This window comes from Psychrobacter sp. SC65A.3, from assembly GCF_025642195.1.
Lineage (GTDB): Bacteria > Pseudomonadota > Gammaproteobacteria > Pseudomonadales > Moraxellaceae > Psychrobacter > Psychrobacter cryohalolentis.
Genome location: NZ_CP106752.1, coordinates 1,936,516 through 1,949,122, shown reverse-complemented (window position 1 = coordinate 1,949,122; position 12,607 = coordinate 1,936,516). Strand labels below are relative to the sequence as shown.

Here is a 12,607-nt window from a genome sequence, read left to right as displayed (position 1 = left end):
TAATAGTGTTTGAAGTAATAATATTTAAGGAAGGAGTAAAGCATGCAAGCATCTATTGTTAAAAAATTTTCCAATATCAAAACATGGTTATTCGTTCCAGCCACTCGCATAGATAGAGTGGAAAAAGCCTTTGCCAGTGGGACAGATGCAGTGATTGTGGATTTAGAAGATGCGGTTGCTACAACGGACAAGGTGCGAGCTCGCAAAGATTTACAAGTCTATTATAATAGTCAGGCTTATCAGCCGATTTGGGTACGCATCAATAAAACAGGTAGTGAGGAGTTTTTCAAAGACGTAGTGCTCTGTCAGAAAATGCCTAATTTGGCTGGCGTGTTACTAGCCAAAGCTGAGCAAGCATCAGATATTGAAAGTGTGCATCAACTTACGGATTTGCCTGTCATTGCGTTAATAGAGACAGCGCTTGGTTTATATCAAATTGATAGTATGGCAAAATCCGCTGGACTGCTTGCATTTAGCTATGGGTTTTTAGATTTATGCAATGATTTACAGGTGCACGTAGGTACAGCGGCAGCAGATGTTATTGCCAATCAAATTCGTTATCAGCTTTTACTCACATCAAAAGCACATCAATTATTAGCGCCTATTGACACGGTTTATACTGATTTTAACGATGGTAAGGGGCTTGGGCAGCGAGTGCAATTATGGTCACAAATGGGCATGTCCGGAATGCTTTGTATCCATCCAAAGCAAGTAGCAACTGTTAAGCAATCTCTGCAACCGACTGACGCCGATATTGAGTTTGCAAGACGTGTGATAGAAGAATACGAGCGGAGCGCGCAGGCGATATTTAAAATAGCAGGTCAAATGGTCGACGCGCCCGTGATTGAGCGCTGCCGTCAGTTGCTGAGTTTATAAAAGGTGTTTAATAGATTACGCCCTAGCAAACTAAAACAGCAAAAAAGGCGCGGTACGACTGGCTTTTGATTTCGCAACCTCTGCTGGTGTGCCTTCTGCCACAATAAGACCGCCCTCATCACCAGCGCCCGGCCCAATATCGATAATCCAATCACTGTTACTAGCGACTTGCATGTCATGCTCAACCATAATCACAGTGTTACCAGCGTCAACGAGTCCGTTCAATTGTGCCATCAATAGCGACACATCCGAAGGATGCAGGCCAGTTGTAGGTTCATCAAGGATATAAAGCGTGTCTCCTCGTTGTGTTCGTTGCAGTTCGGTGGCAAGCTTAATACGTTGTGCTTCGCCACCCGAAAGCTCGGTTGCGGGCTGACCAAGGCGTAAGTAGCCAAGCCCGACTTTTAGCAACGCGTCTAATGCTCGTAGGATGGGTGCTTCTTCCACAAAGAATTCATAAGCAGATTCAACAGTGAGATCAAGGATCTCAGCGATATTTTTGCCTCGATAAGTGATCTCAAGGGTTTCATCATTGTAGCGTTGCCCATGACACACTTGGCACGGCGAGTAAACGCTCGGCAGAAATAGCAGTTCAACACTCACAAAACCAACACCTTCGCAATTTGGACAGCGGCCTTTCTTAACGTTAAAGGAGAATCGACCGGCATCGTAACGTCTAGCCTTTGCTTCTGGCGTTGCGGCAAATAATTTGCGCACATGATCGAACAGGCCGGTATAAGTAGCAAGGTTTGAGCGCGGCGTACGACCGATGGCTTTTTGATCGACGGTCACCAATCGACTTACGTGCTCCATCCCATCAGCAATCTTACCGCTGGTCTGAGTTTCTAGCTCTTGCTCTAGTAAATCAGCTTCGCCAGTCGGTGCTTCGATGATTGTCTTCTGCCCTAATTCGCTATAAATGAGATCGACCAGCGCTTGACTGACTAGGCTTGATTTGCCCGAACCTGATACGCCCGTCACCGTTGTCATCACCCCCAATGGAAACGCTACATCTAGCCTTTGCAAGTTGTTGCGTTCGATATTGACCAACTGTAGCGAGGATTTCGCTTTTCTTGGGGTATGCTCAACCGCCCCTTCAGTCTCAAAAAGATACTGTCCTGTGCGTGATTGCGCAACGTCCCGCAAGCCTGCTACAGGGCCACTATAAATAACTTCGCCGCCATGGGTTCCAGCCTTTGGCCCCACATCGACAATCCAATCGGCGTGCCGAATCACGCTGACATCATGCTCAACAATAAATAACGAGTTACCAGCCGCGGTCAGCTCATCCAATGCGCCCAATAGCGCTTGAGTATCAGCAGGATGTAATCCAGCAGACGGCTCGTCAAGCACATAGACCACACCAAACAGTTTAGAGCGAATTTGGGTAGCGAGTCTTAGGCGTTGTAATTCACCCGGAGACAAAGTAGGTGTAGTGCGTTCAAGTGAAAGATACCCTAAGCCTAGCGTGGTCAGAGCCTCAACTCGAGACAGAATGTCACTGGCAATACGTTGAGCAACAATGGCCTTTTCTCGGTTTGGCATATTATCAGTTGGTTTGGTCTTGGCCGCATCCTGAAGTTTGAGTGCCATTTCAGTCAGGGTTAATTGAGACAGTTCACCAATATCAAGACCCGCGAACTTCACCGATAGCGATTCTTTTTTGAGTTTTTTGCCATGGCATTCTGGACATTCAGAAATTTGCATAAACTGGGAAACGCGCTTTTTGGTACGCGGACTTTGAGTGCTAGCAAAAGAGTGCAAGACGAAATTCTTTGCACTGGTAAAAGTCCCTTTATAATTGGGCTTTTCGCCTTTTTTAATCGCCTCGCGTACTTGTTCAATGTTGTATTCTGGATAAACAGGGACTTCTGGGGTGTCGTCGGTAAAGAGAATCCAATCGCGGGTTTTTTGGGGCAGGGTATTCCACGGCTTATCGATATCGTAGCCAAGTGAGGTCAGGATACGGCTTAGGTTTTGCCCTTGCCATGCAGGCGGCCAAGCGGCAATGGCGCGTTCGCGAATGGTTTTGGTATTGTCAGGAACTAGCAATTCTTCTGTCACCTCAAACACGCGGCCAATACCGGAGCAAGTAGGGCAAGCGCCATCTGGCGTGTTTGGAGAGAATGCGTCAGCGTAGAGTATGTCTTGACCAGCAGGGTATTCGCCCGCTCGCGAGTAGAGCATGCGTAAGCCATTCGAAATCGTCGTGACACTACCAACCGATGAGCGCACAGACGGCGTGCCTCGTTGTTGTTGGAGAGCAACGGCAGGTGGTAAGCCTTCTATCGAATCGACATCAGGCTGATCTACTTGATCGATTAAGCGTCTGGCATAAGGCGATACTGAGTCAAGATAGCGGTGTTGTGACTCAGCAAAAAGAGTACCAAATGCCAGCGAAGATTTGCCTGACCCTGATATACCCGTGAATACCACAAGGGCATTACGTGGCAAATCAACATCGACGTTTTTTAGATTATGAACCCTTGCGCCTCTGACTTGGATGCTGTGAGCTGGGTCGCAAGCGATATTTTTAGTGGCATTGTCATCAACTTTTGCAGTGGATTTTACTTTTTTATTTTTAGTGGTCATAAAACAGTTATTCCTATCAAATCGTATTTTTAGCTTTAGTGTGCAGAAGGCGGGTAAAGTTTTGGCTAAGAAACTGCTTGCTAAATAATTAGCTAATTAAGCAATGTCTTGGTTTAAGCAGTATCTTGGCAATCTAAAACCATCCTAGCATGTCAATATCGAATCCTTAGATAGGCTTACGCTTTACAGACAGATGACAGACATAGCAATGCCAAACAATAACATTTATGAGGTTTCATCTCTGAATTGCAGCTTATAAGTCTTGAAAAACTGCTTTTAAGACATGCGGATTTTTGAAGTGGGTGAGCTGGCAAGTAGCGAGGTAGCTGATAATGGTTTATCATTAATCATAACTATCAATTATTTATAAAAGCATCCTATGATTTTTATCAGCAATACCATTAGTTTAAATGACAGTGATATCGAGATTAGCGCTATACGTGCGCAAGGCGCAGGTGGGCAAAACGTCAATAAAGTCTCCTCTGCGATTCATTTGCGTTTTGATATCCATGCCTCAAGCTTGAGTGATGTCATTAAGCAGCGTTTGCTTGATAGTAAAGACAGCCGAATTACCAAAGAAGGTGTGCTCATTATTAAGGCGCAGCAATTTCGTACCCAAGAACGTAATAAAATTGATGCGTTTGAGCGCTTACAAAGCTTTATCACCAAAGCTACTTACGTCAATAAAACACGCAGGCCGACCAAACCGAGCAGAAATGCTAAGCGTAAACGTGTCGATCAAAAAACTCAGCGCGGTAAAACAAAAGTATTACGCGGTAAGGTGGATTTTTAGATAGACTGATTTGAAGGTGGATTTTCACCATTAACCAAAAAGCAAAATGCCAGCCCATTTAAGTGGCTGGCATTTTTTTGTGCGCTGAATGAACTTTGGTTAATCTGCCCTTAGCTAACCAAGTCTTCTGCTTAATTCAGGAAAACGCTTTATCATAAACAACATTAGGAGTAATGCGGCACTGGCGATTGCCGCGCCAACATAGCCCACGCTTGATAACGAGAGATGAGTCACAGCATAACCTCCGAACAGTGCGCCCGTCCCAATGCCTAAATTGATAATCCCTGAAAACATCGACATCAGCATATCCTGTGCATTGACATCGACCATGATGACCTTGGCTTGCATAGAGACAATCAATAGCATGAGCGCCGCGCCCCAGAGTAGGGCAATCAAGCTGAGCGCCCATATTGAGGTCACCGCAAATAACAGCATGAGCATAGATAATAGTATCAGTATCGTCGATATCAGCATCAACCTAGTATTAAAATTATCCCCCCAGCGACTGAATATTACACTACCCGCAATCCCTGCGACACCGAACAATAGCAGCACAATAGTCGCAGCGTTTTCGCTGATTGAGCCGACTTGACGCATAAAAGGCTCGATATACGAGTAAGCCGTATAGTGCGCGGTAAAGACCAGTAAAATTAGCAGATATAGGCAGACCAATAAAGGGTTTTTGAGTAATTCTGGAATCTTTCTAAAAGACCCTTCAAACATACTAGGCAGCGTGGGCAACAGTCTCATTTGCAGAATGAATACGATAAGGGCAAGCCCGCCAATACCACCAAAAGTCGCGCGCCAGCCAAACCATTGACCGACCACGCGTCCTAGAGGCACACCCAACACCATCGCTAATGACGTACCGGTCGCAAGCACGCTAAGTGCCAAAGCCTTTTTGCCTTCCGGTGCCACGCGTATCGCAATCGCTGCGGTGATTGACCAAAATATCGCATGCGTGAGCGCAATGCCAACTCGGCTGATGAGCAGCACTTCAAAGCTCCAAGCAAATACTGACAACATATGACTGGCAATAAATACCGCAAATAACGCCAACAGCAAACGCTTGCGCTCAAAGCGACTGGTCAGCAGCATTAATGGCAATGACATGGCCGCGACAATCCACGCATACAGCGTCAACATCCAGCCCGTCTCTGCCGTGGTGATAGAGAAATCTTGGGCAATGTCGCTTAATAGGGCAACAGGGACGAATTCGGTGGTATTCATAATAAAGGCGCTGACGCCCATTAGGAATACTTGAAAATACTGAGTGCGGCGAGCATTTGCGCTCACCTCAAGGTTATGTTTCATATGATCCAACGGTCAGAAAGAATGCTAAAAAATTAGCGTAAAAACGGGGCAGAAAGTGAGATGTTCACAGAAAAGGTAAGCAAGATAGCAAGTCAATGGCTTTAGTTAAAGGGGTTTTTTGCTAATATCATTAATGCTTAGCCTTTTAATGATAAATACTGACTTCGACAATAAGTTTATCTGGTTTGTCAAAATAGATAAATCAGAGGATAATTCCAAGCAATATCATACTTATTTAGAAGTTATATTATGCTCATCAATGCAGACTTTTCATGCCGTGCTGCCTTAGCACCTGAACACTATCAGTGGGTCCAATCACCACAAAACGGCGTCGAGCGCGTGATGCTTGACCGAGTTGGCGCCGAAAAAGCACGTGCTACCAGTATCGTACGCTATGCCCCTGAGTCAAATTTTCCGCATCATCTGCACCCAGGAGGTGAAGAGATTTTGGTATTGTCAGGCACTTTTTCTGCAGATAACAACGATTATCCTACTGGTTGGTATCTACGCAATCCACCGACTTCAGGGCATCAGCCTTATAGTCATGAGGGGGCTGTTATTTTTGTCAAACTTTGGCAGATGACAGTCGACGAGACCCGTCATGTCGCTATCGATACCAACGATGCTGACAACTGGCAAGAACAAGGCGGCCGTGAGGTTTGCCATTTATACTCGGATGCAAAGGAGCAAGTGATCTTGCAACGTATCAATGCAGGTGAGGCATTGTTTACAGGTATCATCGTAGGAGGTGCTGAGCTATTGGTGCTAGAGGGCACGTTGATAGAAGCGGGACAGAGTTATCAGCGCGGTGGTTGGATACGTCTGCCTGTCGATGCGATATCGCAAATAACAGCAGGAGGGAATGGCGCCACGGTTTATCTAAAAACTGGACATTTATCACAAATCATCGGTATCGATGTTCACTGAGTTTATAAGTACTGTTGAGAAAAATAATATGAAAAAAGCATCGGTAGCGATTATTGGCGGCGGTCTAAGCGGCTTGTATGCGGCTTATTTATTGGAGAAAAAAGGCATCGATTATGTGCTGTTAGAGGCGCGTCCGACGCTAGGTGGTCGTATCGTTACTGCAAAATTTTCGAGAGATAATAAAAATATAGATAGCTTTGATTTGGGGCCTTCTTGGTTTTGGCCAGACTATCAGCAGCAGTTGGCGCATCTTATTGCAGAACTGCAATTAGAGACCGTAACGCAGTTTGAAGACGGCGATATGATGGTCGAGCGCTCGCCTGATGCGCCTGCTGTTCGTACGCAAGGCTATAAGAGTTCACCACCTTCTATGCGACTTAAAGGCGGTATGGCAGCATTGATAGAGGCTTTGTATCTTCACTTAGATGCATCACGTATTTTGACTGGTCAAATCGTATATCAACTTAATCATGTTGGTCAATATATTGAGATTGCTAGTAAAGATATATCTGAGCAAGTAGTGACTTGGCAAGCACAACATGTGCTGCTAGCGCTACCGCCACGTTTGGTACAAGAAAGCATTACGTTTCAACCTGCTTTACCTTACAATCTAGCTGTGCAGTGGCAGCAGACAGCCACTTGGATGGCGCCACATGCAAAATATGTGGCGGTTTATGACACGCCTTTTTGGCAAAAACAGGGTCTTTCTGGAGCGGCGAGAAGCGCCCAAGGTCCTATGGTTGAGATTCATGATGCTTCGGTGACAGACGGTAGTGGTGCGCTGTTTGGTTTTATAGGTGTACCTGCAGAAATACGTCAAAATATTTCTGAAGCCCAATTAAAAATCCATTGCCGTGCACAGTTGGTAAGACTGTTTGGCGTAGAGGCAGAGAACCCTAAAAGAGAATATCTTAAAGACTGGGCGCAAGAACCGTTTACAGCGAATGCTACTGACGCGAGTGGCAATGGTCAACATGCGTCAGCACCTGTATCTAAAGCAATATCTGGCGTATGGGAAAATTGTCTGACGGGTATTGGCAGTGAATGGTCAATACAATTCCCAGGTTACCTTGCTGGGGCGATTGATGCCGCTAGCATAGGGACGCTAAACCTTCCTGAGTCAGTCTTGACTTAATTAATCCTGCTTATACCAATATAAAGAACCGCCTCTAAACAGTCGTTTTTGGATCTGCTCTTTCCTTACTATACGGGCGTTTCACTCTTTATAGTAAGGAAAGGTTTGAGCTCAATGTAAAGTGCGGCGTGTCAAGTAAAGCCATATTATCAGTCCGCCTTGCCCCCATAATTCCATCTAGCCTTATCTCATCTAAAATAAACAAAATACATATTAACCCTTCACATTGCTAGATTATTTCTATAAAATACCGACCGTGTGGTTTCTTTAATGTATATACATTATTAATATGTGCTCAATTTGAGACAGGTATCCTAATTATGAGTCCTACCACGATTGCTTACGGTTACCTTGCCATTGCTATCATGTGTGAAGTCATTGGCACCACCTTTTTAGCTAAGTCAGAGCAGTTTACGCGTTTGGTGCCGACAGTGATTATGGGTGTGCTCTACGCCATCTCGTTTTACTTATTGACACAGACTATCAAGACCATACCGCTTGGTATCGCTTATGCGTTGTGGGCTGGACTTGGGATTGTATTGACCTCATTGGTAAGCTTGGTGTTTTTTAAGCAAACACTGGATACAGCAGCGGTGGTTGGTATTGCGATGATTGTGGGCGGTGTCGTCGTGATGAATTTACTATCTAATTCTGTCGGGCATTAATCGTGTATCTGGAGATAAAAATGGAAGCTGAAAACGCGCATAAGCGCAAAAAACAACCAGAAGTAGTACGTCGGGCATTACTTGACCAAGCGGCACGCATTACTTTAGAGCAAGGTTTGGCCAAGGTGACCTTCCAAGCGGTTGCTGATGCAGTTGGGGTAACCAAAGGTGGCGTGATGCATCATTTCACCACCAAAAACGCCTTGGTGATGGAAGTATTTCATGACGCCATGAAAAAGTTTGAGCTAGAGGTTGACGCGGCTATGGCAAAAGACCCTGTACGTTTTGGCTCTTTTACCCGTGCTTATATCAATGCCACGATTAGCTTGGGCGAAAAAGGGCAGCATGAGTTCAATAGCCAAGCGACACTATATGCATTGATGCTAGGCGATAGTGAGCTACGTGACTTATGGGCAGAGTGGGCAAATGCACAATTAAAGAAACATGAAGCAACCGACAATACCGAAACACTATGTATGGTGCGTTTAGTCGCTGATGGTATTTGGCTCTCTGATTTTTCAGGAATCAATATCTCAGATAAAACATCCATTCATAAACGCTTGATAAGTATGATTCAATCTGAGAAAGAGTAAGACGCTGCTCTCAACTGATTTATCGAAGAAGCGTTTTTTATTATAGAAGCATTGAACGAACAGCTTATAGAAATAGACGATATAAATTTATTTTAAACATTTAACCCATGACGACATCATTCGGTATTAACTTTTTTATAAAGCTTTTGCCAGTCGTCAATAGGAGCACTGCATGACAGCTACTAATATAAACTCAAACAACTTAACAGACATCATTGATTTAGAACAAATACAAACTGCTTATATTAACGGCCGTTATTTGGCGGTAAATGAAACGCTGACGACTTTTGAAGATATTAATCCAGCGACGGGTGAAGTGCTAGCGACGATTCAGCAAACGACCAATGAGCAAATCGACGACGCTGTTAAAGCCGCACAAAAAGGTCAAAAAGTTTGGGCAGCACTGACAGCAGTTGAGCGTGGTCGAATCCTATCAAAGGCCGTTGAGATATTACGCGAGCGCAATGACGTACTGGCATTACTCGAAACGAAAGACACAGGTAAAGCTTACTCTGAAACTAAGTATGTCGATATCGTCACTGGTGCGGATGTCGTTGAATATTATGCGGGTCTGGCACCGATGATTGAAGGTCGTCAGATTCCACTACGTGATACCAGTTTTGTCTATACTCGCCGTGAGCCACTTGGCGTGGTCGCTGGTATTGGTGCATGGAACTATCCGATTCAAATCGCGATGTGGAAGGCAGCACCAGCACTAGCTGCTGGTAACGCGATGATCTTTAAGCCATCAGAAGTGACACCGTTGACTGCGTTGAAACTGGCAGAAATTTTGACAGAAGCAGGATTACCAGATGGCGTATTTAACGTCGTCCAAGGCAATTATAAAGTGGGTGAGGCCTTAACTCAGCATCCTGATATCGCCAAAGTATCGTTTACCGGTGGCGTACCGACGGGTAAAAAAGTCATGTCGAGTGCGGCATCATCGTCTCTTAAAGACGTGACATTAGAGTTGGGTGGCAAGTCACCATTGATCATCTTTGATGATGCAGACATCGATACGGCTGCGGACATCGCGATGATGGCGAACTTCTATAGCAGTGGTCAGGTATGTACCAATGGTACGCGTGTGTTTATTCCTAAAGCCATGCAAGCTAAGTTCGAGCAAGCTATTTCAACGCGTGTTGAGCGTATTAAGTTGGGTGATCCGATGGATGAAAGCATCAACATGGGCCCACTAGTCAGCTTCCCGCATATGGAAAGAGTGCTTGGCTATATCGAGCAAGGTAAGGCTAGCGGTGCACGACTGCTAACAGGTGGTGACCGTGTGACGACAGGCGAATTGGCAAATGGCGCATTCGTCGCACCGACGGTATTTACTGACTGTACTGATGAAATGACTATTGTACGTGAAGAAATATTTGGCCCAGTCATGTCGATATTGACTTATGAGACTGAAGAAGAAGTTATTCGCCGTGCCAATGATACCGAATATGGATTGGCAGCTGGCGTCGTGACTGCTGACTTGACCCGAGCACATCGAGTCATTGCTCAAATCGAAGCGGGTATCTGCTGGTTAAATACATGGGGCGAATCAGCCGCTCAAATGCCAGTCGGCGGTTACAAGCATTCAGGTATTGGCCGCGAAAACGGCATTGAAGCCCTTGAGTATTATACGCAGACCAAATCTATCCAAGTAGAATTGGGTAAGTTTGAATCTGTATTTTAATCATTTGTATTGAGAAAATTCTTAATCAGTAAAGTGGTTCAGTAGTAGAGCTAATTTGTTCTTTGTTCGACTTTACTGATAGTAAATGATTTATTTTTCAATATTATGGAGCGTTTTATGACATCGACCACACCTGAGTATGACTACATTATCATTGGTGCAGGATCAGCAGGCAATGTGCTGGCCACGCGTTTGACCGAAGATGCCAACATTAAGGTGCTGCTACTAGAAGCGGGTCGTCCAGACCATCGCTTAGACTTTCGTACTCAGATGCCAGCGGCGCTCGCTATGCCGTTGCAAGGTACTACTTATAACTGGGGTTATAAAACCGATCCTGAGCCCTATATGAATAACCGCGTCATGGATTGCGGTCGTGGTAAAGGGTTAGGTGGCTCGTCTCTGATTAATGGGATGTGTTATATCCGTGGTAATGCACTAGATTTTGATGATTGGTCTGAGATTAAAGGCTTAGAAGATTGGACGTATCTTGATTGCCTGCCTTATTTTAAAAAGTTAGAAAACCGTGATGCTGGCGAGAATGACTATCATGGTGTGGGTGGTCCTGTTGAGATGACCACCTCAAAACCAGGGGTCAATCCACTGTTTCAGGCGATGATTGAAGCAGGCGTGCAAGCTGGCTATCCAAGTACTGACGATTTAAACGGTTATCAGCAAGAAGGCTTTGGGCCAATGGATCGTTTCGTGACGCCTAATGGTCGCCGTGCTTCAACGTCCCGTGGCTATCTGGACCGTGCTAAACCGCGCAGCAATATTACGATTTTGACGGGTGCATTGACCGATGTAATCTTGTTTGATGGTAAGCGTGCCATCGGTGTCAAAGTCGAGCATCAAGGTCAAACCAAGAACTTTCATGCCTCTCGTGAAGTGATTGTCTCATCAGGTGCAATTGCTTCGCCACAATTATTGCAGCGTTCTGGTATTGGCCCTGGTCAATGGTTAAAAGATCTAGGTGTTAATGAGATTATAGATTTGCCAGGCGTCGGTAATAACCTGCAAGATCATTTAGAGCTGTATATGCAGTATGAATGTAAGCTGCCAGTGTCGATTGCACCTGCCAATAAATGGTGGAACAAGCCCGCCATCGGTGCTGAGTGGTTATTCAATGGTACGGGTCTTGGCGCGTCAAACCAGTTCGAAGGTGGCGGTTTTATTCGTACCGATGAAAAATTCACCCATCCTAATATTCAGTACCATTTCTTACCATTAGCGGTACGTTATGATGGTCGAAGTGCGGTTAAATCGCATAGTTTCCAAGCACACGTGGGCTCATTACGCTCGCCAAGTCGTGGTCGTGTCAAGCTGACCTCAAAAGATCCAAGTGCTCATCCGAGTATCTTGTTTAACTATATGTCTCATGATCAAGACTGGCAGGAGTTCCGTGCTGCTATGCGTATCACGCGTGAGATCATGCATCAGCCAGCACTTGATCCTTATCGTGGCCGCTCGATTGCACCAACGGATGATTTAGTGACTGATGCGCAGTTGGACGAGTATGTCCGTAACCACAGTGAGACGGCTTATCATCCATCTTGTACCTGTGCGATGGGCGAAGACAATGATTCGGTCGTAAATGGCGAAGGGCTGGTACATGGTATCGATGGCTTGCGCGTCGTTGATGCGTCAATTATGCCAAATATCATCAGTGGTAATCTAAACGCGACCACCATTATGCTGGCAGAAAAAATCGTCGATAAAATGCGCGGTGTGCAGTTGCCACGTTCGACGGTAGATTATTATGTCGCTAATGGTGCACCGCTCAGAGCAGAGCCGATGCGGAGTTATAGTTCTATGGTATAAGCGGTTGAATCATCAATCATATAAGACAGTTTTAATAAGAAGGCCTTTTACAGTAAAGGTCTTTTTTATCAGCGCTAAAGTTTAAGAAGATGAGTGCCGTTATGGCTGCCTCTGTTTATCGTTTGCTTTGCTATTTTTTCACATTGTTGATTTAGCAAATTTCATTTATTGGTACTGCTTTGTGCGTCATGCAGTTATTTGTATGTC

10 protein-coding genes are annotated in these 12,607 nt (G+C 45.1%); 8 read left to right on the top strand and 2 right to left on the bottom strand.

Annotated features, from left to right (window positions below):
- Positions 1 to 42 precede the first annotated feature (42 nt).
- Entirely contained in the window at positions 43 to 876 is an 834-nt protein-coding gene (locus tag OEG80_RS08190; RefSeq protein WP_263240321.1) for an HpcH/HpaI aldolase/citrate lyase family protein, read from the top strand.
- 30 nt (positions 877 to 906) lie between these two features.
- On the opposite strand, the gene uvrA is transcribed toward OEG80_RS08190, so the two are convergent.
- The gene (gene uvrA, locus OEG80_RS08185; protein WP_263240320.1) at positions 907 to 3,468 is read right to left on the bottom strand and encodes an excinuclease ABC subunit UvrA; all 2,562 of its coding nucleotides are present in this window, start codon (positions 3,466 to 3,468) and stop codon (positions 907 to 909) included.
- Positions 3,469 to 3,847: 379 nt separating this feature from the next.
- On the opposite strand from uvrA, the gene arfB reads away from it, so the two are divergent.
- Complete coding sequence (arfB, locus tag OEG80_RS08180; RefSeq protein WP_263240319.1) at positions 3,848 to 4,261, top strand: alternative ribosome rescue aminoacyl-tRNA hydrolase ArfB; 414 nt, start codon at positions 3,848 to 3,850, stop codon at positions 4,259 to 4,261.
- A 114-nt stretch (positions 4,262 to 4,375) separates the two neighbouring features.
- On the opposite strand, the gene OEG80_RS08175 is transcribed toward arfB, so the two are convergent.
- Positions 4,376 to 5,575 (bottom strand): sugar transporter, encoded by a 1,200-nt coding sequence (locus tag OEG80_RS08175; protein ID WP_263240317.1) that lies wholly within the window; start codon positions 5,573 to 5,575, stop codon positions 4,376 to 4,378.
- A gap of 249 nt (positions 5,576 to 5,824) precedes the next feature.
- Here OEG80_RS08175 and OEG80_RS08170 point away from each other — a divergent pair, with 249 nt between their 5' ends.
- From OEG80_RS08170 to betA, 6 genes are all read left to right on the top strand, one after another.
- On the top strand, positions 5,825 to 6,502 hold the full coding sequence (locus OEG80_RS08170; protein ID WP_263240316.1) for a cupin domain-containing protein: 678 nt from the start codon (positions 5,825 to 5,827) through the stop codon (positions 6,500 to 6,502).
- Positions 6,503 to 6,530: 28 nt separating this feature from the next.
- A complete protein-coding gene (locus OEG80_RS08165) occupies positions 6,531 to 7,637 on the top strand; it encodes a flavin monoamine oxidase family protein (RefSeq protein WP_263240314.1) in 1,107 nt (368 codons plus the stop codon).
- A 320-nt stretch (positions 7,638 to 7,957) separates the two neighbouring features.
- On the top strand, positions 7,958 to 8,302 hold the full coding sequence (locus tag OEG80_RS08160; RefSeq protein WP_263240311.1) for a DMT family transporter: 345 nt from the start codon (positions 7,958 to 7,960) through the stop codon (positions 8,300 to 8,302).
- A 20-nt stretch (positions 8,303 to 8,322) separates the two neighbouring features.
- The gene (locus tag OEG80_RS08155; protein ID WP_263240309.1) at positions 8,323 to 8,895 is read left to right on the top strand and encodes a TetR/AcrR family transcriptional regulator; all 573 of its coding nucleotides are present in this window, start codon (positions 8,323 to 8,325) and stop codon (positions 8,893 to 8,895) included.
- A 172-nt stretch (positions 8,896 to 9,067) separates the two neighbouring features.
- A complete protein-coding gene (betB, locus tag OEG80_RS08150; protein ID WP_442792429.1) occupies positions 9,068 to 10,582 on the top strand; it encodes a betaine-aldehyde dehydrogenase in 1,515 nt (504 codons plus the stop codon).
- A gap of 117 nt (positions 10,583 to 10,699) precedes the next feature.
- Positions 10,700 to 12,400, top strand: a complete 1,701-nt coding sequence (gene betA, locus OEG80_RS08145) for a choline dehydrogenase (protein WP_263240307.1) — start codon at positions 10,700 to 10,702, stop codon at positions 12,398 to 12,400.
- The last annotated feature ends 207 nt before the right edge of the window (positions 12,401 to 12,607 follow it).

Excerpts from the sequence above, each read along its gene's own strand:
- OEG80_RS08190 (WP_263240321.1), top strand. The coding sequence starts at position 43 with ATGCAAGCATCTATTGTTAAAAAATTTTCCAATATCAAAACATGGTTA.
- uvrA (WP_263240320.1), bottom strand. The coding sequence starts at position 3,468 with ATGACCACTAAAAATAAAAAAGTAAAATCCACTGCAAAAGTTGATGAC.
- arfB (WP_263240319.1), top strand. The coding sequence starts at position 3,848 with ATGATTTTTATCAGCAATACCATTAGTTTAAATGACAGTGATATCGAG.
- OEG80_RS08175 (WP_263240317.1), bottom strand. The coding sequence starts at position 5,575 with ATGAAACATAACCTTGAGGTGAGCGCAAATGCTCGCCGCACTCAGTAT.
- OEG80_RS08170 (WP_263240316.1), top strand. The coding sequence starts at position 5,825 with ATGCTCATCAATGCAGACTTTTCATGCCGTGCTGCCTTAGCACCTGAA.
- OEG80_RS08165 (WP_263240314.1), top strand. The coding sequence starts at position 6,531 with ATGAAAAAAGCATCGGTAGCGATTATTGGCGGCGGTCTAAGCGGCTTG.
- OEG80_RS08160 (WP_263240311.1), top strand. The coding sequence starts at position 7,958 with ATGAGTCCTACCACGATTGCTTACGGTTACCTTGCCATTGCTATCATG.
- OEG80_RS08155 (WP_263240309.1), top strand. The coding sequence starts at position 8,323 with ATGGAAGCTGAAAACGCGCATAAGCGCAAAAAACAACCAGAAGTAGTA.
- betB (WP_442792429.1), top strand. The coding sequence starts at position 9,068 with ATGACAGCTACTAATATAAACTCAAACAACTTAACAGACATCATTGAT.
- betA (WP_263240307.1), top strand. The coding sequence starts at position 10,700 with ATGACATCGACCACACCTGAGTATGACTACATTATCATTGGTGCAGGA.